Here is a 22157-nt window from a genome sequence, read left to right as displayed (position 1 = left end):
TCAGCTCGCCATTTGCAGGTCGGAACGCGACGGGGTTCGGGAACGCTTGGCGGTCACTAGGGCGTCGATATCGAGGATCAGGGCCACGCGGCCGTCGCCCAAGATGGTGGCGGCGGCCACGCCCTCGACGTGGCGGTAGTTGGATTCCAGGCTCTTGATGACGACCTGGCGCTGGCCGTGGATGGCGTCGACCAGCAGGGCGGCGCGCTGGCCGCTCTCGGTCTCGACGATCATCACCACCCCGCCCTTCAGGACCGTGGGGTCGTCGCGGAAACCCATGACCTGCGCCACGTCCACCAGCGGCACGAAGGCCTCGCGGAAGCGCAACACCGGATCGACGCCGCCGACGTAATGGATGTCGGCCTCGTTCGGCGTCAGGCTCTCGACGATGGCGGCCAGGGGCGCGACCAGGGTCTGATCGGCCGCGCCGACCACCATGCCGTCCAGCACGGCCAGCGTCAGCGGCAGGCTGAGGGTGAAGGTCGAGCCCTTGCCCGGCACGGAGCTGATCGAGATACGCCCGCCCAGCGACTGGATCGAGCGGCGCACCACGTCCATGCCGACGCCCCGGCCCGATAGGTCCGACACCTCGGTCGCGGTCGAGAAGCCGGGCAGGAAGATCAGGTTGTCGATCTCGTCGTCCGACAGGATGGCGTCCTCGGCGATCAGGCCGCGCTCGACGGCGATGCCCTTGACGCGCGGGCGGTTGATGCCCTTGCCGTCGTCGGAGATCTCGATGACGATCCGGCCCGAGCGGTGCAGGGCCGCCAGACGCACCGTCCCCTCGGCCGGTTTGCCCGCCGCCAGACGCTCCTCAGGCCCTTCCAGCCCGTGGTCGATGGCGTTGCGCAGCATGTGGGTGATAGGATCGGACAGGCGTTCGATCACGGTCTTGTCGACCTCGGTGTCCTCGCCGGACGTGACCAGTTTCACCTTCTTGCCGGTGGCCTCGGCCGCCTCGCGCACCAGACGCGGCATCCGCTGGAACACCGACTTCACCGGCTGGGCGCGGATGGCCATGACGCTGTCCTGAATCTCGCGCGTCAGCAGCTCCAGATCTTCGAGGCCCAGACCGATGTCGGACGAGCGGGCCAGGCCGCTCTCGGTCACGCGCTGGGCCAGCATGGCCTGCTGGATGACCAGTTCCCCGACCGCATTGATCAGGCGGTCCACCCGCTCCAGATCGACGCGGATGGTCACGGGCGCGGCGGCGGGAGGCGCCGTTTGCACAGGCGCCGCAGCGGTCGGCGCGGGCGCAGGTTTGACCGGGGGCGGCGGCGCGACAGGCTCAGGCGCGGGGGCGATCACAGGCGCGGCGACAGGGGCAGGCGCTTCCGTCGACGCGGCGCCGACCGAGGCCAGCAGGGCGGCGATATCCAGTTCCGACGACGCCGCGCGGGCCAGGGCCGAAGCGTCGCTGTCATCCTCGTCAGCCACGGCGGCGAGCGCGGCCTCGACCGGCGCCGCATCGCCCAGCGGCGTGACGCTGAGATCGCAGTCCATCTCCACGAAGTCGAAGACCTCGCGCACCTCGGTCTCGCTGGCGTCGCCGTCCAGTTCGATGGTCCAGATCAGGTGGCTGTCGGTCGGCTCCAGCGCGTCCAGCAGCGGCAGGCCGCTGTCGTCCATCTGCACCCGCGTCGGGCCCAGGCGGGCCAGTTCGCGCAGCAGCAGCCCGGTCTCATTGGCGCTGGCGTAGAGGCGCGGATGGGGACGGAAGACGACCTTCCAGCCGCCTGCAGCTGCAAGGGCCGACAGGTCAGGCAAGGGCGCCAAAGCCGCCAGATCCGGCAACGGCGGCAGGTCGGGCAGACCCGCCGGGGCGTCGAACGCCCCCAGGTCCATGGCGACGGGCGTGAAGCCGAAGTCGTCCTCTTCCGGCTCGGCCGCTGCGACCGGCGCGGCCCCGCCATAGGTCAGGGCCTCAAGCTCGGCGACCAGTCCGGCCGAACGCACCGGATCGACGGCTGCGCCCGCGCCGCGCGCCGCGGCGACGTGATCGGCCAGCACGTCAGAGGCGCGCAGCAGGGTCTTCACCGTCGGATCGTCGCACGGCTTCCGGCCCGAGCGCAGTTCGTCCATCAAGGTCTCGAAGACGTGGGCGAAACGGACCAGATTCTCCAGACCGAAGGCCCCGGCCCCGCCCTTGACCGAATGGACGGCCCGGAAGACGGCGTTGATGACCTCGATGTCCGTCGAACCGGACTCCAGCGTCAGCAGATTGCCTTCCAGGTCGGCGAGCAGTTCCTCGCACTCCTGAAAGAAGGTCGCCTTGATCGCCTCGAACGGATCGTCGCTCATCGCCCCACGCCCCTCTTTTCTTACGCCGCCACGCGGCGCACGGCGTCGACCAGACGCACCGGATCGAACGGCTTGACGATCCAGCCGGTGGCCCCGGCCTCGCGGGCGCGCTGCTTCTTGGCGGCGTCGCTCTCGGTCGTCAGGACCAGCACGGGAACGGCGCTGAAGGCCGGGTCCGCCCGCATCCCCTCGATGAAGCCGAAGCCATCCATGCGCGGCATGTTGATGTCGGTGATGACGATGTCGGGGCTCTCGGCCTGAAGCACCTCCAGACCGTGGACGCCGTCCTCGGCCTGGACCACGCGATAGCCCGCATCCTTGAGCGCCAGCATCAGCATGTCGCGCATGGTGCGCGAATCGTCGACGGTCAGAACGGTCTTGGTCATTGCAGGGCGTCCTGTGCGGAAAGGTCAGCCAGCGAAGCGCCGAAGGCGCTCCATTGGGTCGTCAGCGCCTCGGACGCATTGACGAAGGTCAAAGCCTGGCCGTCGGCGCGCCAGGTACGGATCGCCGACAACAGCAGTTGAAGGCACAGCCCGCCCAGCCGCTCGACGGCCGAACCGTCCAGCGCCAGGGCCTGACCGCGCGCCGCCAGCAATTCGCCCTTCAGCGGCTCGGCCGCGCGCAGGTCCAGAACCGGGGCCAGAACGACCGTGGCCGTCATCAGAACTCCTCCCACCCGTCTTCGATGATTTCAGCTTTCAGGGCCGCGCCGCCGCGTCCCATCGTCTTCAGGGCGGCGACCGTCTCGGCCACCGGCTGGGGCGTGCGCGGGGCGGGCGCAACCGGCTCGACGCCGACCGGCTCAGGCGCAACCGGCTTGAACGCAGGCGCGCGCAGGGGCGCCGCCTGGGCGCCCTTGGATTGATCCACCTTGAAGTGCGCCACCGACGCGGCCAGGACATCGGCCTCCTGAGCCAGCGAATGGCTGGCGGCGGTCGATTCCTCGACCATCGCGGCGTTCTGCTGCGTGACCTGATCCATCTGGTTCACGGCGGTATTGACCTGTTGCAGGCCCGTCGCCTGTTCCTGAGCCGAGGCCGAGATTTCCGACATCAGCCCGTCGATTTCCGCCACCCCGGCGACGATGCGGCCCAGGGCTTGGCCGGTCTGGCCGACCAGGTTCACGCCCTGCTCCACCTGACGGCCCGAGGCGGTGATCAGGGTCTTGATCTCCTTGGCCGCCTCTGCCGAGCGCTGGGCCAGCGCCCGCACTTCCGAAGCCACCACGGCGAAGCCCCGCCCGGCGTCCCCCGCCCGCGCCGCCTCGACGCCTGCGTTCAGGGCCAGCAGGTTGGTCTGGAAAGCGATTTCGTCGATCACGCCGATGATGGCGCCGATCTGGTTGGACGACTGTTCGATGGCGGTCATGGCGGCGACGGCGTCGCTGACCACCACGCCGGAGGCCTCGGCCTCGTTGCGGGCGGTCTGCACGGCGCGCGAGGCCTGACGGGCGCCGTCGGCGGTCCGGTTCACCGTGGCGGTGATTTCATCCAGAGCGGCGGCGGTCTCTTCCAGGCTGGCGGCCTGCTGCTCGGTGCGGCGCGACAGGTCGTCCGAGGCCTGGCTGATCTCGCCCGAGCCCGAGCGGATGGCGGCGACGTTGCCGACCACCACCGCCACCGCCTGCTCCAGCTGGGACACGGCGGCGTTGAAGTCGCTCTTCAGCTGTTCGGCCTTGGGCGCGACATCGGCCGTCATCCGATGCGTCAGGTCGCCATGAGCCATCGCATTCAGGCCCTGGGCCAGGGCGGTGATGGCGATGCGGTCCTCTTCGGCCGCCTTGGCCTTTTCGGCCTCGACGCGGGCCCGCTCTTCCTCGACCGCGCGACGCTGGGCGGCCGTCTCGGCCTCAAGGGCTTCCTTGGCGATGGCGGCGTCCTTGAAGGTCTGGACGGCGGCGGCCATCTGGCCGACCTCGTCCTTGCGGCCGGCGGCCGGAACAGGGACGGAGGTGTCGCCCGAGGCCAGGCGGCGCATGGCCGTCGTCATCGCCGTCAGCGGCTTGGCCAAAACATTGGTCAGCATCACCGCCATGCCGCCCGCCAGCGCCAGGGCCAACAGCAGGCCGCCGATCAGCACAATGCGGGCCGTCTTGGCGGCCGACACCTGCTTGTCGCCATAGACGCGGCTTTCCTGAACCTTCTTCTCGATCAGTCCATCCAGCGCGCTTTCAGCCGGATCGATGAATTTGTCCGCCTGGCCTTCGCGGCCGACCATGGCGATGGCCTGCATCCAGCCCGCCTGATCGGCGACCATGACCCGGCCGCGCTGAACCACCTGCTTGTTCCACTCGTCCGCAGCCGTGCGGGCCGCCCGCGCCTGCGCCGCGCTGGAGCGGTCCAGCTGGACCAGCCGGTCCAGGCTCTGATTGAAGCTCTTGCGATGCTCTTCGACACGCTGAAGATAATAAGGGTCGCGCGACACCAGGAAGCCGCGATAGCTGGCCTCCTGACGCGCCAGATAGAATTGCGCCGCCTCGGCCTCACGCTGGACCACGCCTGCGCGCGAACGATCCGTCCGCGCCGCATCCAGCGCATTGATCTGCAAAAACACCGTCAGCCCCATGGCGACGATGGCCAGAATCACGACCGCAAAGGCCGCCATCAGTTTCTTTTCGATCTTCAGGTCGCTCAACATGGCGTCCATCTAACTCTTCCCCCGTGAAGATTCTCTTGAGAGCCGAAAACGGCTTTCGATCAGAAGTTGAAGCTGAGCGCACCGACCAGGCGCCCGTCATAGCTATCGCCCAGCGAACGACTGTCGGTGTCGTACCAGCGGGCGTCGATCGCCCATCGCTCGCTCAGGTTGTATTTCACACCCAGATTCCAGGCGTTGTAGTCGGCCCCGCCGTCGGCCGAACGAACGGCGAAGGCGGCCGAGGCCCGGGCGCGCGGACCCAGCGGCGCGGCCGCCTGAGCCTCGATCCACCAGGCCTGTCGCGTCGCGGCGAAGCCGTCCGGCGTGTAGTTGACGCGCAGCCGCCCGGACACGCGCCCGAACCTGCGCGAGACGTCCGCCTGATATTCCCAATAGTTGGCGTCGACGCCGGGCCGCGTCCCAGGCAGGTCGCGGTTCATCACCGACAGATCAAAGGCGAAGCCCGCCGCCCTGGGCCGCCAGCCCAGAGCCGTGATGATCTCGGCGTCCGAACCCTGAGACAGGTTGGCGGTCGAGGCGAAGACGCTGCCGTAGAGATCGCCGTACGACGCCTCCAGCGTTCCGTTCAGGCTGGGATCGCCCGCGCTCTTGCCCAGCCCCTTGCCGACGTATTCGCTGGCGAGGCCCAGTTGGCCGCTCCAGCGGCCATCTACGGACTGCGCCGTCGCAGGGTTAGCAGCACAGGCGACTGCGACCAGAGCCGCCGTACAAAGCCCGCGCGCGCCATTCTGGCGGGGGGCTGAAACATGAAAGGGCATTCGGACCTCTTTTGAGTGAGGCCTTCTTGCCGGGCATATCCGTATGGAATCGTAAACTGCCGCCTACGTATAAATCCGCATGTCCCGACGAGGGACGTCGGAACCACAAGATCGACATCTGCTGACGACATGAATCTCCAGCGTCGAAACGGTAGAGTTAAGCAACAGCGTTAACAAGGTAACGAATATCGTCGTTATCTTTAGAAATGTAGCTTTCTGTGATCTCTCTGATCACTGGCGATGATTGCAACCTTCACTGCGAATATTTAGAACCTCGCAACGTCTTGATTCTGACGATGCTGTTACGAAAGATCTCGGCCCTGGTCGGGCAGGCGCGAGGAGGACTTTCGATTTATTCCGCATTGGATCGTCGCCACCCCGTCGCCTCGCATCGCAAGCCCCACGCCTGGGCTGCGGCTCTGGCGTTCTCGACGCTGACGGGCGCCGTCCTGGCGTTCGCCCTGGCGTTTCCGTGGGCAGCGACCCGCCCGGCGCTCCTGATCGCCCTGGTCTTCATCCTGCTGTCGATCCTGAGCCTGATCGCAGCCTGGCGTCAGGACCGCGACATGGCGCGCCAACTGACGGCGCGCGACGCCATGCTGCACGCCGCCTTCCTGTCGACCCCCGCCCTCACCCTCAGCCGGGAAGGTCTGATCCAGCGGATGAACGGCTCCGCCGTGGCCCTGTTCGGCCTGCCGCGCGAGGCGGCGCTGGGACGCGCCTTTTCCGATCTGACGGCCGAGTTCGACATAGACGCCGTCCTCCGGTCCGACGCCCAGGCGGGCCACTTGGAAAACCGCCGCGGCTATTGGACCGGCCGCCGCGCCGACGGCTCGACCTTTCCGCTCAGCCTGCGCTTCGGTCTGATCCCCTCGACGCCTGGCCCCGGCGGATCGGGCGTGGAGCACGTGGCCGTGGCCCTGACCGACCTGACGCACTCACATGCGGCCGAGGCGCAGGCGCGTGAACTGCACGCCCAACTCAACAAGGTCTGGCGACTGAACTCCCTGGGCGAGATGGCCGCCACCCTGGCCCATGAGCTGAACCAGCCGCTCAGCGCCGCGACCGCCTATATTCACGCCAGCCAGGCGGAAATGCTAAAGGCCGGCCCCGCCGCCGACGCCGCCCGCCCGCCGCTTGATCTGGCCAAGGGCCAGTTGCTTCGCGCCGGCAAGCTGATCCACCGAATGCGCGAGCTTCTGACCATTGAAACCAGCGTGTTGGGGCGCGAGCGCGTCTCCTCCATGATCGAGGATCTGGCGCCCATTCTGCAGATGATCGGCCAGGACAAGAAGGTCGAGGTCCGCCTCGACGCCGAGGCCGAGGACGACGACGTCCGCGCCGACCGCATCCAGTTCCAGCAGGCTCTGGTCAATCTGGTGCGCAATGCGGTCGAAGCGGCGGCGGACCGTCCAGGCGGCGGCGCCGTCCACGTGACCGGCCGCGTGGAAGGTCCCGTCTATCGCATCAGCGTCGAGGACAACGGCGGCGGCATCGCCGAGGCGGACGTCGAACATATCTTCCAGCCCCTGACCACCACCAAGTCGGGCGGGATGGGTCTGGGCCTGTCGGTCACGCGCACCATCGTGGAACGTCACGGCGGCGCCCTGTCGGCGCAACGCAGCCCGTCGCTGGGCGGCGCCGCCTTCGCCTTCGCCCTGCGCCGTCACGAGGGAGGTTCGCGATGAGCCGTTCCGTCTTCGTCATCGATGACGATCACGCCGTCCGGGACTCCCTGCTGGCCCTGTTGCGCGCCGACGGCGTGCGGGCGCGCGGCTTCGCCGGAGGCGCCGACTTCTTCGCCGCCCTGCCGCAGGACGCCGCCGCCTGCGTCATCACCGATGTGCGGATGCCCGGCATGGACGGCGGCGAACTGGTGCGCCGCCTGATCGAGCTGCGCGGAAACGCCTGGCCCATCATCGTCATCACCGGCCACGCCGATGTGACGATGGCGGTGCAGATGATGAAGTCAGGCATCGTCGACTTCATCGAAAAGCCGTTCGACCCTGAGCGCCTGATCGAGGCCGTCCGCGCCTGTCTGAACCGGATGGACGATCTGGACCAACGCCAGCAGGCCCGTCAGGCGGCGCAGATGCGGCTGGGGCGGCTGACCCCGCGCGAGCGCCAGGTCTTCGACTCCCTGATCGCGGGCTTGTCCAACAAGGAGATCGCGCTGCAGCTGAAGATCAGCCCGCGCACGGTCGAGGTCTTCCGCGCCAAGGTCATGGCCAAGATGGAGGCCGACAGCCTGTCGGCACTGGTCCGCATGGGGCTGATGCTCGGCTAGACTTTCGCGCGGCCGTGCAGCCTCGTCCGCGCCGACGCATTATAACGGCTCCCCGCCCTCGTTCCTGCGTCTTGCGTCCAAGGAGTTCGCCCCATGTCTGATCCCGCCCGTCTGCTGCGTCATCAGGCCTATGTCGACGGCCGCTGGATCGACGCCGACGGCGGCGGAACCCTCGAAGTGACCAACCCGGCCACGGGCGAGGTACTGGCGACGGTGCCCGACATGGGCGCCCCTGAGACCCGCCGCGCCATCGCCGCCGCCGAGGCCGCCATGAAGCCGTGGGCCGCGAAAACGGCGGGCGAGCGCGCCCGCATTCTTCGCCGCTGGTTCGACCTGATGATGAGCGAGCAGGACGCCCTTGGCCGCCTGTTGACCCGAGAACAGGGCAAGAGCCTGACCGAGGCCAAGGGCGAGATCGCCTATGCCGCCAGCTTCATCGAATGGTTCGCCGAAGAGGGCAAACGCACCTATGGCGAGGTCATCCCCAGCCATGACGCCTCCAAGCGGCTGGTGACTCTGCGCCAGCCGGTCGGGGTGGTCGGGGCCATCACGCCGTGGAACTTCCCCGCCGCCATGATCACCCGCAAGGTCGGCCCAGCGCTGGCCGCCGGTTGCGCCGTGGTGCTGAAGCCCGCCAGCCAGACGCCGCTGTCGGCCTTGGCGCTGGCCGCGCTGGCGGAAGAAGCGGGCCTGCCGCCCGGCCTGTTCAACGTCGTCACCGGCTCGGCCTCGGCCATCGGCGGCGAACTGACGTCCAATGAGACGGTGCGAAAGATCAGCTTCACCGGCTCGACCGAGATCGGCCGCCTGCTGATGGAGCAATCCTCGCCGACCATCAAGAAAATGAGCCTGGAGCTGGGCGGCAACGCCCCCTTCCTCGTCTTCGACGACGCCGATGTGGACGCGGCCGTGGCGGGCGCCGTGGCCTCCAAGTACCGCAACGCGGGCCAGACCTGCGTCTGCACCAACCGCTTCTATGTGCAGGCCGCCGTCCATGACGAGTTCATCGCCAAGCTGACGAAGGCGACGCAGGCGCTGAGGGTCGGAAACGGCCTGGACGACGGCGTCCAGATCGGCCCCCTGATCGACGAAGAGGCGGTGAAGAAGGTCGAGGAACACGTCGCCGACGCCCTGGCCAAGGGGGCGACCCTTTTGACCGGCGGCGAACGCCACAACCTGGGCCGCACCTTCTACCAGCCGACGGTCCTGTCGGGCGTGACGCAAGACATGCAGATGTGCCGCGAGGAGACCTTCGGTCCCGTCTCCGGCGTCGTCCGCTTCGAGACGGAAGAGGAAGGCGTCGCCCTGGCCAACGACACCATCTTCGGCCTGGCGGGCTATTTCTACGCCCGCGACCTGAGCCGCGTCTGGCGCGTGGCCGAGGCGATGCAGACCGGCATGATCGGCATCAACACCGGCCTGATCTCCACCGAGGTCGCCCCCTTCGGCGGCATCAAGCAGTCCGGCCTCGGCCGCGAAGGCTCCAGCCACGGCATCGAGGACTACCTGGAGATCAAATACCTCTGCATGGGGATTTAGCCCCCTATCCTGATGAGAAAGGGTCGCGGTTCCTTACTGCGATTATTCGACCAAGGTCGCTCTCCGCAAACCTGCGTTCCTGCTGTCACTCTCCCTTCCGACGCTCGGCGCAAAGCACGCCGGGCGCGAGGGAAACGCGCCGCGCTTCGCGGCCGCACAGGAAGGGACTGCCCATGACCGACCGCGCCATAGGTGCGGCGGACGGCGGCGAGCACACGGTCGACAAGAACGACCGGCTGGTGATTCTCGCCTCCTCCGTCGGCACCGTTATCGAATGGTACGACTTCTATCTCTACGGCTCGCTGGCCGCGATCATTTCCGCCCAGTTCTTCTCGGGCGTGAATGAGACCACCGGCTTCATCTTCGCCCTGATGGCCTTCGCCGCCGGTTTCGCCGTGCGCCCGTTCGGGGCCATCGTCTTCGGCCGCATGGGCGATCTGTGGGGGCGCAAGAACACCTTCCTGGTGACCATGCTGCTGATGGGCGTCTCGACCTTCGTGGTCGGCCTGTTGCCGCCCTATGCCGCCATCGGCATCGCCGCCCCGATCATCCTGGTGCTGATGCGCCTGATCCAGGGCCTGGCGCTGGGCGGGGAATACGGCGGCGCCGCCACCTACGTCGCCGAGCACGCCCCGGAGGGCAAGCGCGGCTTCTACACCTCCTTCATCCAGATCACCGCCACCGTGGGCCTGCTGCTCAGCCTGGCCGTGATCCTGGGCGTCCGCTTCACCATCGGCGAGGAAGCCTTCGTCGCATGGGGTTGGCGCATCCCCTTCCTGGTCTCGATCCTGCTGCTGGGCGTGTCCCTGTGGATTCGCCTGAAGCTGTCGGAAAGCCCGGCGTTCAAGCGCATGAAGGCCGAGGGCAAGGGCTCGACCACCCCGCTGAAGGACAGCTTCATGAAGTGGCCGAACCTGAAGCTGGTGCTGATCGCCCTGTTCGGCCTGGCGGCTGGTCAGGCCGTGGTCTGGTACACGGGTCAGTTCTACGCCCTCTTCTTCCTGGAGAAGACGCTGAGGGTCGATCCGACCCTGGCCAACATCATGATCGCCGCCGCCCTGGCGCTGGCGACGCCCTTCTTCATCATCTTCGGCTGGCTGTCGGACAAGATCGGCCGCAAGCCCATCATCATGGCGGGCTGCCTGCTGGCCGCCGTGACCTACTTCCCGCTGTTCGGCGCCCTGACGGAGGCGGCCAACCCGCGCCTGGCCGCTGCGGCGGCCTCGTCGCCGGTGACCGTCGTCGCCGACCCGGCCGACTGCCACTTCCAGTTCGACCCAGTCGGCAAGACCGTCTTCAACAGCTCGTGCGACGTCGCCAAAACCCATCTGGCCAAGGCGGGCGTCACCTACGTCAATGAGGCCGCCCCCGCCGGGACCGTGGCCCAGGTGCGCATCGGCGATCGCGTGGTCGACAGCTTCAACGGCAAGATCATGCCCAAGGCGGACTTCGACGCGCAGAAGAAGACCTGGGACGCCGGCCTGACCGCCGCCCTGACCGAAGCCGGCTATCCGGCCAAGGCCGACAGCGAACTGGTCAACAAGCCGCTGGTGATCGGCATCCTGTTCCTGCTGGTGCTGTATGTGACCATGGTCTACGGCCCGATCGCCGCCGCCCTGGTCGAGATGTTCCCGACCAAGGTGCGCTACACCTCCATGTCCCTGCCCTATCACATCGGCAACGGCTGGTTCGGCGGCTTCCTGCCGACCACGGCGTTCGCCATGGTCGCGGCGACGGGCAACATCTACTACGGCCTGTGGTACCCCATCGCCATCGCCGTTCTGACCCTGATCATCGGCGTCCTCTTCGTGAAGGAGGGCAAGGACGTGAACATCCACGACTGATCGGGAACCTACGTAACAACTGACTTTCGCCAACCTGCGGGCGGTCCGGCTTCGGCCTAGCCGCCCTCTTTTTCACTTGCCCGCGTGATCGCGCCCGGCCCAGATGACGCCCATGTTCAGCCTCGCCACCCTGGCCCTGACGGCCTTCTACATGGCCGCCCTGTTCGGTATCGCCTGGTGGTACGAGCGGCCGCAGATCAAGGCGCGGCGCGGCATGCTGGGGCCGTCGCTCTATGCGCTGTCGCTGGCCATATACTGCACATCGTGGACCTACTACGGCGCGGTGGGCACGGCGGCGCGCGACGGGTGGGAGTATCTGCCCATCTACGCCGGGCCGGTCCTGGGGCTGACGCTGCTGCTGCCGCTGTGGCGGCGCATCGCCTCGGCCGCCCGGCGCGAGAACGTCGGCTCGATGGCCGACTTCATCTCGTCGCGCTACGGCAAGAGCCCGGCGCTGGGCGCGGCGGTGGCGGGCGTCGCCATCCTCGGCTCGGTCCCCTACATCGCGCTTCAGCTCAAGTCGCTGTCGATGGCGGGCGAGATGATCACGGCGGGCACCCCCGTCGCCGGGTCCGAGAGCCTGACTGTTCTGGTCATGGCGGCGGTGCTGGCCGGGTTCGCCATCCTGTTCGGCGCGCGACGGCCCGACCTGACCGAGCACAATCGCGGCCTGATCCAGGCCATCGGCATCGAGTCCATCGTCAAGCTGGCCGCCCTGCTGGCTGTGGCCGTGTTCGCCATCTTCCTGCTGGCCGCGTCACCGTCTCGGCAGGCCGTAACCGACAGTCTGGGACAGTTGGGAACATGGCCGCATATCGACGCCCGCTTCATCGCCATCACCCTGGTGGCGACGCTGGCCATATTCTGCCTGCCGCGTCAGTTCCACGTCGCCTTCGTGGAGGGCGGCGATCCGGCCCAGGTGCGACGCGCGCGCTGGATCTTCCCGCTGTATCTGCTCCTGACCACGCTTGCGGTCCTGCCGCTGGTGGCGGCGGGCGGACTGTTCACGCCACAGACCAACCCCGACCTGCTGGTGCTGGCCCTGCCGCTGGGCGCGCGGCAGAGCCTGCTGACCGCCGTGGTCTTCGTCGGCGGCTTCTCGGCCGCCACCGCCATGGTCATCGTCGAGGCCGTGGCCCTGTCGGCCATGGTGTCCAACAACCTGGTCCTGCCGTTGATGGGCGCCGGCCGGCGGCGCGGCGCGGCCCCGCCGGACATGGCCCCCCCGGACATGGCCCGAACCCTGCTCAACATCCGTCGTCTGGCTATCGTCGGCCTGCTGCTGCTGGCCTGGCTCTATTATCTGGCGATGGACCGGTCCAGCGGGCTGGCCGCCATCGGCCTGGTGTCCTTCGCCGCCCTGGCCCAGTTGGCGCCGTCGCTGTTCGGAGCGGTGCTGTGGCGCGGCGGGCGGGCCAGCGGCGCCCTGGCCGGGCTGGCGGCGGGGATGGCGGTCTGGGCCGTCATGCTGGCCGCGCCACAGCTGGCGCCCGGCTTCGGCCTGAATGTCCCCGCCATGCTGGGACTGGAAGACCCGTTCGCGGCGGGCGTCTTCCTGAGCCTGGCGCTGAACCTGGGCGTCTTCGTCCTGGTGTCGCGGGCGCGGCCGCCGCGCCTGATCGACCGGGTGCAGGCCCGAGCCTTCGTCGACCGGCTCGGCCCGGACTGGATGGAGGGACGCGGCGGCTCGGCCGGGGCCTCGGTCGGCGACCTGCGCGCCCTGGTCGCCCGCTTCATCGGCGACGAACGAGCCGAGCGCGCCTTCGCCGCCTGGGCGCGCGAGACGGACACCCGCCTCAAGGACGCCGACCCGGCCGACGCCGCCCTGGCCCGCGCGGCTGAGCGGATGCTGGCCGGAGCCGTCGGCGCCGCCGCCGCCCGCCGCGTCCTGGCCGCCGCCCTGGCCGCCGGAGGCCGCGCGCCCGAGGACGTGGTGCGCATGCTCGACGAGGCGTCGCAGGCCGTCCAGTTCAACCGCGACCTGTTGCAGACCACGCTGGACAACATCGATCAGGGCGTCAGCGTCGTCGACGAAGACCTGCGCCTGACCGCCTGGAACCGCCGCTATGTCGAGATGTTCGACCTGCCCGCGGGCTTCGTCCACGTCGGCCTGCCCGTCGCCGCCGTCTATCGCCTGAACGCCGAACGCGGCGAGGCGGGCGTGCCGGATCACGAGATCGACAGCTGGGTCGAGCGGCGGCTGGAGGCTCTGGCCCGCCGCATCCCCCACGACCACGAGCGCGAACAGCCCGACGGCCGCATCCTGCGCTCTTCCGGCGCGCCCATTCCCGGCGGCGGCTACGCCACCAGCTATACCGACATCACCGCCCTGCGCCGCGCCGCGCGCGAGCTGGAGGAGGCCAATGAACGGCTGGAGGCCCGCGTCGCCGACCGCACCGAACGGCTGGAGGAGGCCCGGCGCACGGCCGAGGACGCCACCGCCTCCAAGACCCGCTTCCTGGCCGCCGCCAGCCATGACCTGCTGCAGCCGCTGCACGCCGCGCGCCTGTTCATCGCCGCCCTGAGGGAGGATGCGGATCTGGCCGGATCGCCTGCGCGCGGCCTGGCGACCAACGCCGACCGCGCCATCGACAGCGCCCACCGCCTGCTGACCGCCCTGCTGAACCTGTCCAAGCTGGAGGCGGGCGGAGTCCGGCCCGCCGTGGCGCCGCTGGCCCTGGGCGGCCTGTTCGACGAACTGGCGCGCGAGTTCGCGCCGGTCGCCCGCGCCAAGGGGCTGACGCTGACGGCGGCGCCCTCCAGCCTGTGGATCGCCTCGGACCGCGACCTGCTGCGCTCCATGCTGCAGAACCTGATCGCCAACGCCATCCGCTACACCGACCATGGCCGCGTCCTGATCGGCGCCCGGCGCGACGGCGAGCAGGTGCAGATTCTGGTCAGCGACACCGGGCGCGGCATCGCCGAAGCCGACCGGCAGGCGGTCTTCGGCGAGTTCGTGCGCCTGCCTGGCGCCCCGGTGGACGAGCCGGGCGCGGGCCTGGGCCTGGCCATCGTGCAGAAGCTGTCGGACCTGCTGGGCCACCCGCTGTCGCTGGCCTCGCACGTCGGGCGGGGCACGACCTTCCGCGTCGTCGTTCCCCGCGTCCCTGCGGCGCCCGAACCGGAGATCACGCCCGACGACCTGCGCCTGCCCTTGATCGGTCTGCGGGTGCTGTGCGTGGACAACGAACCCGCCATCCTCGACGCCCTGACGGCCCTGCTGGACCGCTGGGGGGCGCAGGCCGTGACCGCGCGTTCGGTCGCCGAAGCCCGTGCGGCGGTCGGCCCGTTCGACGCGGCCCTGGTCGATCTGCATCTGGGCGACGACGAGCCGGACGGTCTGACCGCCGTCGACCGCCTGCGCGCGCAGGGAGTCAGACGAATCGCCCTCGTCACCGCCGACACCCGCGACGGGCTGAAGGAGAAGGCGGCGGCGGCCGGGGCCGTGCTGTTGCCGAAACCGGTCAAGCCAGCGGCGCTGAAGGCGTTTCTGAGAAGCTGACCCTTCTCCCACAAGGGGAGAAGGGCGCTAAATATCCAGCGACTGCGCCAATATCACCGCCTGGGTCCGGTTCTGCACGCCCAGCTTGCGGAAGACGCTGGTCAGGTGCGCTTTGATGGTGGCCTCGGTGACGCCCAGGTCGAAGGCGATCTGCTTGTTCAGCCGCCCGACCTTCAGCCCCTCCAGAATCCGCAGCTGCGACGGCGTCAGGCTGGCGATGCGAGCCTGAAGGTCGGCCTCCTCCTCGCCCGCCGCCTCGACTTCGGGCGCCCAGGTCTCTCCCTCGAGGATGGCCTGTATGGCCTCGACCATTTCGGGCAGGGCGGCCGATTTCGGAATGAAGCCCGCCGCCCCCAGCGACAGGACGCGGCGGATGGTCGGCGCCTCTTCGCTGGCCGAGACGACGGCGACCGGGACGGCCGGATGATCGGCGCGGATCAGGGTCAGGCCCGTCATGCCGTCCACATCCGACAGCTTCAGGTCCAGCAGCAGCAGGTCGACCGGCCCCTCGGACAGGGCGGCCTGCGCCTCTGCCAGACTGGCGCACTCGACGATCTGCGCGCCCTCGGACGCCTTTTCGACAGCCGACCTCAAGGCTGCGCGAAACAGGGGGTGGTCGTCGGCGACGACGATGCGATCCATGAAGGTCCTTCCCACGCGCGGTTCTTGTTCATCGGGCCGCGTCGCGACGACACCATGCCGCGCCTCGACTTTGGTCGAAACTAGACGAATGGCTAATGGCCGCAAACCCGGACCGCGCGGAATGCTGCCGTCCTGAGGCCTGCGACAGACGGGCCCGGAACAACGGTCTGGGAGGACCACGCATGGGAAGCTGCCGTCTGTTCGGCGGCGTGGCTGCGGCCGCGTTGCTGCTTGTCCCCGGCACGGCTCTGGCTCAAGAGGCCAGCGCCGCACTGGAAGCCCGTATCGCCCAACTCGAAGCCGAGCTGAACAGTCTGAAGTCCGAAGTCGCCGCTGCCAGAACGCAGCAGACCTCGCAGGCGCAGGACATCGTCCGCCTCGAAGCGCGCCCTGCGCCCGTGCCCGCGCTGGCCCCGCCTCTGGCGCCGACGCCCGTTTCCGACGCCCCGCGCGAGGAAGGCTTCCGCATCGGCGACCACACGGTGAAGTTCGGCGGCTTCATCAAGACCGACTTCATGGCGTCGAAATATTCCGGCGGCGACCCGGCCAACGGCGACGCCTTGCGCGACTATCACCTGCCCGGCGCCCTCCCCGTCGGCGGCGACAGCGAGGACGTGGCCACCGACTTCAACGCCCGCCAGACCCGCTTCTGGCTGACCACCGACGGCGTGGTCGGCGGCCACAAGATCGGCACGCGGCTGGAGATGGACTTCCAGACCCTGCCCGGCTCGGGCGACCAGCGCACGACCAGCGGCGCGAACCCCGCCCTGCGCCGCGCCTTCGTCACCATCGACAACTGGCTGATCGGTCAGGAGTGGACCAACTTCCAGAACACCGGTGTCCTGCCGGAATCGGCGGACTTCGTCGGCGCGGCCGAGGGCACGGTCTTCGCCCGTCAGGCCCAGGTCCGCTATACGCGCGGCCCCTTCTCCATCGCGCTGGAGAACCCCGAGACCACCGTCACTCCCTTCGGCGGCGGCGCGCGCATCATCGCCGACGACAACAGCCTGCCCGACCTGACCGCCCGCTATGGCCTCAGCCGTCCGTGGGGCGCCGTGCAGCTGTCCGGCCTACTGCGCCAGCTGAAGTATCAGGATCCCGCGACCAACGTGGATTCCACCGCCACGGGCTGGGGCCTGTCGGCCTCGGCGCTTTTCAAGGTCGGGGCGCAGGACGACATCCGCCTGATGCTGACCGGCGGCGAAGGCATCGGCCGCTATGTCGGGCTGAACTTCTCCAACGACGCCGTGCTGGACGCCTCGGGCGAGCTGGAGGCCATCGGCGTGGTCGCAGGCTTCGCCGCCTATCGCCACGTCTGGGCGCCGGGCTGGCGCTCCAGCCTGATCTGGTCCACGCAGAAGGTCGACAACGACGTCGCCCTGACCGGCGCGGCCGTCAACCGCTCGGCCCAGAGCCTTCACGCCAATCTGATCTGGTCGCCGGTTGCGGCCTTTGATGTCGGCGCCGAGGTGATGTTCGCTGACCGCAAACTCGAGTCAGGACTGGACGGCGACATGACCCGTCTGATCCTGTTCGTGAAATACGGCTTCTGAAGCCGAAGAAGAAAAAGACTTTGGAGGAAAATCGCGTGTCTGATCCGGAAATCTATCCCGTCCCCGCTGAACTGGCCGCTCGCGCCCACATGGACCGCGACGGCTATGAAGCGGCCCGGATTCAGGCGCGTGAGACCCCTGACGCCTTCTGGGCCACCCAGGCCGAGCGGCTGGACTGGATGACCTTTCCGACCAAGATCAAGGATGTCTCCTTCAAGAAGGAAGACTTCCGCATCCGCTGGTTCGAGGACGGGGTGCTGAACGCCTCGGTCAACTGCATCGACCGCCACCTGCCCGCCCGCAGGGACGAGATCGCCATCCTCTGGGAAGGCGACGAGCCGACCGACAGCGAAGCCGTCACCTTCGGCCAGCTTCACGACCGCGTCTGCCGTCTGGCGAACGTGCTGAAGGCCAACGGCGTCAAGAAGGGCGACCGCGTCACCATCTATCTGCCGATGATCCCCGAGGCGGCCTACGCCATGCTGGCCTGCGCCCGCATCGGCGCCGTGCATTCGGTCATCTTCGGCGGCTTCTCGCCCGACAGCATCGCCGGGCGGATCGAGGACTGCGAATCTACCTTCGTCATCACCGCCGACGAGGGCTGCCGCGCCGGCAAGCGCGTGCCGCTGAAGGCCAACGTCGACAAGGCGCTGGAGAAGGTCGCGGGCGTGAAGACGGTCGTGGTCCTGCGCCACACCGGCGCCGATGTTCCCTTCGTCGCGGGCCGCGATCTGGACTGGGGCGTCGAGACGGACAAGGCCTCGCCCGACTGCGCGCCCGAGCCGATGAACGCCGAAGACCCGCTGTTCATCCTCTACACATCCGGCTCGACCGGAAAGCCCAAGGGCGTGCTGCACACCACCGGCGGCTATCTGTTCTGGGCCAGCTATACGCATGAGCTGGTGTTCGACTACCGCCCCGGCGAGGTCTTCTGGTGCACCGCCGACGTGGGTTGGGTCACAGGCCACACCTATGTCGTCTACGGCGCCCTGGCCAATGCGGCGACCAGCCTGATGTTCGAGGGCGTGCCCAACTACCCGACCGTCAGCCGCTTCTGGGAGGTGGTGGACAAGCATCAGGTCAACATCTTCTACACCGCCCCCACGGCCCTGCGCGCCCTGATGCGCGACGGCGACGCGCCGGTGAAGGCGTCCAGCCGCAAATCCCTGCGTCTGCTCGGCACCGTCGGCGAGCCGATCAACCCCGAGGCGTGGCGCTGGTATCATGAGGTGGTCGGCGAAGGCCGCCTGCCCATCGTCGACACCTGGTGGCAGACGGAGACGGGCGGCGCCCTGATCTCGCCCCTGCCCGGCGCGACCGACCTGAAGCCCGGCTCGGCGACCAAGCCCCTGCCCGGCGTCGAGCTTGAAATCGTCGACGCCGACGGCGCGGTTCTGGAGGGCGCGACCGAGGGCAATCTGTGCATCACCGACTCCTGGCCGGGCCAGATGCGCACCGTCTATGGCGACGACCAGCGCTTCTTCGAGACCTATTTCTCGACCTATCCGGGCAAGTATTTCACCGGCGACGGCTGCCGCCGCGACGAAGACGGCTACTACTGGATCACCGGCCGGGTCGATGACGTCATCAACGTCTCGGGCCACCGCATGGGCACCGCCGAGGTCGAGAGCGCGCTGGTCCTGCACGACGACGTGGCCGAGGCCGCCGTCGTCGGCTTCCCCCACGACATCAAGGGCCAGGGCATCTACGCCTATGTCACCCTGAACAAGGGGATCGAGCCGAGCGACGACCTGCGCCGCGCCCTGATCGCTCAGGTCCGCGAGGAGATCGGCCCCATCGCCGCGCCCGACGTGATCCAGTGGGCGCCGGGCCTGCCCAAGACGCGCTCGGGCAAGATCATGCGGCGCATCCTGCGCAAGATCGCCGAGAACGAACTGGGCGCCCTGGGCGACACTTCGACCCTGGCCGATCCGTCGGTGGTGGACGATCTGGTGAAGAACCGCGCGGCCTAGGCCTTTAAGTCCGCTCATACCGGCGGATGCCGGGGTGAGCGGGTACATCATTCAGCTTCCCCGAAGAGGCGGTCCCGGACGGCGCAAGCTGGACGGGGCCGCCCGCCTCGGCTTCAGTGCCGGGTATGAGCGGAACTCTCGACGGCCTGACCATCATTGAAATCGGCGGCATCGGCCCGGCCCCCTTCTGCGGCATGATGCTGGCCGATCATGGGGCCGAGGTGGTGCTGATCCACCGCTCCGGCGCCGCGCCGGATCTGCGCGATCCCCTGAACCGCAGCCGCGCCCGTCTGGTCGAGGCCGACCTGAAGACGCCAGAAGGCGCCGCCCTGATCCGCGACCTGGCCCGCACCGCCGACGGCCTGATCGAAGGCTTTCGTCCCGGCGTGATGGAGCGTCTCGGCCTCGGGCCCGACGCGCTGCTGGCCGACAATCCGCGCCTCGTCTACGGCCGCATGACCGGCTGGGGTCAGGACGGGCCGCTGGCTCCGGCGCCGGGCCACGACATCGACTACATCGCCGTCTCGGGCGCCCTGCACGCCTTCGGCCGGGCGGGCGAAAAGCCGACCCCGCCGATCAACATGGTCGGCGACTTCGGCGGCGGCGGGATGCTGCTGGCCTTCGGCATGGTCGCGGGCCTGCTGAAGGCCCAGCGCACCGGGCGCGGCGACGTCATCGACTGCGCCATGACCGACGGCTCCGCCCTGCTGATGAGCATGATCTGGGGCTTCCGCCAGAATATGCCCGCGCCCCTGCCGCCCAGTCTGGCTTGGCGCGACGAGCGCGGCGTCAACCTGCTCGACACCGGCGCGCCGTTTTACGAGGTCTATGAGACGCAGGACGGAAAATACGTCGCCGTCGGCGCCATCGAACCGGCCTTCTACATCGCCCTGATGCGGCTGACGGGGCTGGGCGGCGATCCCGACTTCGCCATGCCCTTCGATCCCCAACAATGGCCCATGCTGAAGGACAAACTGGCCGCCGTCTTCCGTACCCGCACCCGCGACGACTGGTGCAACGACCCCGACGCCCAAGCCGCCTGCGTCGCCCCCGTCCTGTCCATGACCGAGGCCCCCGACCACCCGCACAACCGGGCGCGCGAAGCTTTCCTCACGGCGCAGAGCGTGGTGCAGCCAGCGCCCGCGCCGAGGTTCAGGGACAGCCCGGCGAAGCGGCCGAAATAGAAGGCAAGTCACAAAATCCCGCTCACCCCGGCGGACGCCGGGGCCCAGTGCTTTGGCCCCAAACGCACGGGCATGGATAACCAAGCCTCGTGCGCGCTGCTCTTACTGGATCCCGGCGTGCGCCGGGATGAGCGGGGGTATGATCACCCCCCGTCCGTCCACACCGTCTTGTAGAGATCGAACCGGCGGTCCCTCAGGTTCCGCACCGTCCCCTGCGCCTTCGCCCAGGCCAGGTCTGACAGGTCCAGGTCCGCCACCGTCACTGTCTCGACGTTCTCGCTCGCCTCGGCCGCCACCCCGTCGCGCGCGAAGGGGAAGTCGCACGGCGTCAGGATGCAGGACTGGGCATACTGGATGTCCATGTTCTCGACGTTCGGCAGGTTGCCGACATTGCCCGACAGCACGACGTAGCACTGGTTCTCGATGGCCCGCGCCTGCGAGCAATAGCGCACGCGCAGATAGCCCTGGCGGTTGTCGGTGCAGAAGGGCGTGAACAGAATGCGCGCCCCCTCGTCCGCCAGGCGCCGCGCCAGTTCAGGGAACTCGGAGTCATAGCAGATCATCACCCCGATCGGCCCGCAGTCGGTGGGGATGGCGTGGACGCGGTCGCCGCCCTTGATGTTCCACCAGTGGCGCTCGTTCGGGGTCGGGTGGATCTTCTCCTGCTCATGCACCGAACCGTCGCGCAGGAAGACATAGGCGACATTCTGGATCTCGCCGTCCTCGGTCCGCGTCGGGTGCGAGCCGCCGATAATGTTGACGTTGTAGCCGACCGCCAGTTCCCTCATCGCCTCGACAAAGCGCGGCGTATAGCGGGTCAGGGCCTCGATGGATTCCGCCGGGGTCAGCTTCTTCGTCTCCAGCGACAGAAGCTGAAGCGTGAACAACTCAGGGAAGACCACGAAGTCGGCGCGATAGTCCGACACCACGTCGACGAAATATTCGACGTTATCCATGAACTCGCCGAAGCTCTCGACCTTGCGCATCTGCAGCTGGACGGTGGCCACGCGCACCGTTTCCTTCACCGCAAAGGCCGCCCCCTTGCCCGTCGCCTCGACATAGTAGGGGTTGCGCCAGACCCAGCGCGCCGCGTGACCCAGCGACGCCTTGTCTGACGGCAGATAGTTCAGCAGCACCCCCGCCGGCTCGAACCCCGAACGCTGGTGAAAGGCCATGATCGGGTCCTTCACCTTGCGGTCGCGCACCGCCTCGACATAGGCGTTCGGGTCGGGATAGGCCGAGCGGCGGCGCGCGAGGCCGGGCATCCGGCCGCCGAAGACGACGCCCTTCAGGTTCTGCGCCTCGCACAGGTCGCGGCGCGCGTCATACAGGCGCTGGCCGATGCGCAGGCGGCGCCGGGCGGGGTCGACGCAGACCTCCATCCCATACAGCCACTCGCCCGCCGGATCGTGGCGCGCGCCGTAGCCGCCGCCGGTGATCTGGTCCCAGGTGTGCGGCCCCATCGCCGACTTCTCGTCGATGCGGAAACTGGCGGCGTAGCCGACGATCTCGCCCTCGAACTCGACCACGAACTGGCCGTCCGGATAGGTGGCGATCTGGCCGCGCAGCATCCCGGCCGTATAGGGCGGCATATCCTTATACACCCGCGCCACCAGGGCGTTGATCCCGGCGACGTCGCCCATGCGGGCGTTGCGGATGGTCAGGACGGCGGGCTTGGCCGGCTCGGCGGGAAGGGAAATCTCAATGTCAGTCATGCCTTCCTAACGCGCGAGCTTGGCTGTTGGATCAATCCGGCCGACAAAAGAGACCATGCGTCAATTCCGGTCGCGTCCCGTAAGCTTGTTCCCGTTAAGTTCACGAGAACATCTTGCGAACAAGAACAAACCATGTCCATAGTCGGCTTCACCAAGGGAGCGGGTCCGTGGCGGGTCTCTCCCGAAGTCAGATGGGAA

Annotated in this window: 15 protein-coding genes; 8 read left to right on the top strand and 7 right to left on the bottom strand. The window is 68.4% G+C overall.

Going from position 1 to position 22157, the window contains the following annotated elements:
• From H556_RS0111565 to H556_RS0111545, 5 genes are read right to left on the bottom strand one after another with little or no spacing between them, the layout of a single operon-like run.
• Complete coding sequence (locus H556_RS0111565) at positions 1–2301, bottom strand: chemotaxis protein CheA (protein WP_024354580.1); 2301 nt, start codon at positions 2299–2301, stop codon at positions 1–3.
• Positions 2302–2321: 20 nt separating this feature from the next.
• Positions 2322–2687 carry a response regulator gene (locus H556_RS0111560; RefSeq protein WP_003169188.1) on the bottom strand — a complete coding sequence of 122 codons (366 nt, stop codon included), beginning with the start codon at positions 2685–2687 and terminating at the stop codon, positions 2322–2324.
• Positions 2684–2965 carry an STAS domain-containing protein gene (locus H556_RS0111555; protein ID WP_024354579.1) on the bottom strand — a complete coding sequence of 94 codons (282 nt, stop codon included), beginning with the start codon at positions 2963–2965 and terminating at the stop codon, positions 2684–2686. The genes H556_RS0111560 and H556_RS0111555 overlap by 4 nt, the downstream gene beginning before the upstream one ends.
• Positions 2965–4950: a methyl-accepting chemotaxis protein gene (locus H556_RS0111550; protein WP_024354578.1), complete on the bottom strand. Its 1986-nt coding sequence runs from the start codon at positions 4948–4950 to the stop codon at positions 2965–2967. The genes H556_RS0111555 and H556_RS0111550 overlap by 1 nt, the downstream gene beginning before the upstream one ends.
• Before the next feature lie 50 nt (positions 4951–5000).
• Entirely contained in the window at positions 5001–5720 is a 720-nt protein-coding gene (locus H556_RS0111545; RefSeq protein WP_024354577.1) for a TorF family putative porin, read from the bottom strand.
• Between the two features lie 296 nt (positions 5721–6016).
• Here H556_RS0111545 and H556_RS0111540 point away from each other — a divergent pair, with 296 nt between their 5' ends.
• The 5 genes from H556_RS0111540 to H556_RS0111520 all read left to right on the top strand — a co-directional run bounded on the left by H556_RS0111540 (position 6017) and on the right by H556_RS0111520 (position 14892).
• Positions 6017–7408, top strand: coding sequence for a two-component system sensor histidine kinase NtrB (locus tag H556_RS0111540; RefSeq protein WP_245559476.1), 1392 nt, complete (start codon positions 6017–6019; stop codon positions 7406–7408).
• Positions 7405–8007, top strand: coding sequence for a response regulator transcription factor (locus H556_RS0111535; RefSeq protein WP_024354575.1), 603 nt, complete (start codon positions 7405–7407; stop codon positions 8005–8007). Before H556_RS0111540 ends, H556_RS0111535 begins: the two co-directional genes overlap by 4 nt.
• A gap of 93 nt (positions 8008–8100) precedes the next feature.
• On the top strand, positions 8101–9546 hold the full coding sequence (locus H556_RS0111530) for an NAD-dependent succinate-semialdehyde dehydrogenase (RefSeq protein ID WP_024354574.1): 1446 nt from the start codon (positions 8101–8103) through the stop codon (positions 9544–9546).
• A gap of 173 nt (positions 9547–9719) precedes the next feature.
• A complete protein-coding gene (locus H556_RS0111525) occupies positions 9720–11390 on the top strand; it encodes an MFS transporter (protein WP_024354573.1) in 1671 nt (556 codons plus the stop codon).
• Positions 11391–11502: 112 nt separating this feature from the next.
• Positions 11503–14892 (top strand): hybrid sensor histidine kinase/response regulator, encoded by a 3390-nt coding sequence (locus H556_RS0111520; RefSeq protein WP_024354572.1) that lies wholly within the window; start codon positions 11503–11505, stop codon positions 14890–14892.
• A 27-nt stretch (positions 14893–14919) separates the two neighbouring features.
• On the opposite strand, the gene H556_RS0111515 is transcribed toward H556_RS0111520, so the two are convergent.
• A complete protein-coding gene (locus tag H556_RS0111515) occupies positions 14920–15534 on the bottom strand; it encodes a response regulator transcription factor (protein ID WP_024354571.1) in 615 nt (204 codons plus the stop codon).
• 182 nt (positions 15535–15716) lie between these two features.
• Between H556_RS0111515 and H556_RS0111510 the strand changes: the two genes are divergently transcribed.
• The 3 genes from H556_RS0111510 (at position 15717) to H556_RS0111500 (ending at position 20244) form a co-directional block, all read left to right on the top strand.
• Positions 15717–17087 (top strand): DcaP family trimeric outer membrane transporter, encoded by a 1371-nt coding sequence (locus H556_RS0111510; RefSeq protein WP_024354570.1) that lies wholly within the window; start codon positions 15717–15719, stop codon positions 17085–17087.
• 35 nt (positions 17088–17122) lie between these two features.
• Positions 17123–19060, top strand: a complete 1938-nt coding sequence (gene acs / locus H556_RS0111505) for an acetate--CoA ligase (protein ID WP_024354569.1) — start codon at positions 17123–17125, stop codon at positions 19058–19060.
• Positions 19061–19185: 125 nt separating this feature from the next.
• Entirely contained in the window at positions 19186–20244 is a 1059-nt protein-coding gene (locus tag H556_RS0111500) for a CaiB/BaiF CoA transferase family protein (protein ID WP_024354568.1), read from the top strand.
• 143 nt (positions 20245–20387) lie between these two features.
• Here the strand turns inward: H556_RS0111500 and H556_RS0111495 are convergent, their stop codons facing one another.
• The gene (locus H556_RS0111495; RefSeq protein WP_024354567.1) at positions 20388–21959 is read right to left on the bottom strand and encodes a GNAT family N-acetyltransferase; all 1572 of its coding nucleotides are present in this window, start codon (positions 21957–21959) and stop codon (positions 20388–20390) included.
• Positions 21960–22157: the final 198 nt, after the last annotated feature.

Source organism: Brevundimonas naejangsanensis DSM 23858, assembly GCF_000421705.1.
GTDB classification, from domain to species: domain Bacteria; phylum Pseudomonadota; class Alphaproteobacteria; order Caulobacterales; family Caulobacteraceae; genus Brevundimonas; species Brevundimonas naejangsanensis.
The sequence above is the reverse complement of the archived record's forward strand: the minus strand, read 5'-3'. Positions and strand labels throughout refer to the sequence as shown.

Coding starts and splice junctions, on each gene's coding strand:
- H556_RS0111495 (WP_024354567.1), bottom strand. CDS start 21,959: ATGACTGACATTGAGATTTCCCTTCCCGCCGAGCCGGCCAAGCCCGCC.
- H556_RS0111545 (WP_024354577.1), bottom strand. CDS start 5,720: ATGCCCTTTCATGTTTCAGCCCCCCGCCAGAATGGCGCGCGCGGGCTT.
- H556_RS0111510 (WP_024354570.1), top strand. CDS start 15,717: ATGGGAAGCTGCCGTCTGTTCGGCGGCGTGGCTGCGGCCGCGTTGCTG.
- H556_RS0111555 (WP_024354579.1), bottom strand. CDS start 2,965: ATGACGGCCACGGTCGTTCTGGCCCCGGTTCTGGACCTGCGCGCGGCC.
- H556_RS0111520 (WP_024354572.1), top strand. CDS start 11,503: ATGTTCAGCCTCGCCACCCTGGCCCTGACGGCCTTCTACATGGCCGCC.
- H556_RS0111525 (WP_024354573.1), top strand. CDS start 9,720: ATGACCGACCGCGCCATAGGTGCGGCGGACGGCGGCGAGCACACGGTC.
- H556_RS0111540 (WP_245559476.1), top strand. CDS start 6,017: ATGCTGTTACGAAAGATCTCGGCCCTGGTCGGGCAGGCGCGAGGAGGA.
- H556_RS0111530 (WP_024354574.1), top strand. CDS start 8,101: ATGTCTGATCCCGCCCGTCTGCTGCGTCATCAGGCCTATGTCGACGGC.
- H556_RS0111535 (WP_024354575.1), top strand. CDS start 7,405: ATGAGCCGTTCCGTCTTCGTCATCGATGACGATCACGCCGTCCGGGAC.
- H556_RS0111550 (WP_024354578.1), bottom strand. CDS start 4,950: ATGGACGCCATGTTGAGCGACCTGAAGATCGAAAAGAAACTGATGGCG.
- H556_RS0111560 (WP_003169188.1), bottom strand. CDS start 2,687: ATGACCAAGACCGTTCTGACCGTCGACGATTCGCGCACCATGCGCGAC.
- H556_RS0111565 (WP_024354580.1), bottom strand. CDS start 2,301: ATGAGCGACGATCCGTTCGAGGCGATCAAGGCGACCTTCTTTCAGGAG.
- H556_RS0111500 (WP_024354568.1), top strand. CDS start 19,186: ATGAGCGGAACTCTCGACGGCCTGACCATCATTGAAATCGGCGGCATC.
- H556_RS0111515 (WP_024354571.1), bottom strand. CDS start 15,534: ATGGATCGCATCGTCGTCGCCGACGACCACCCCCTGTTTCGCGCAGCC.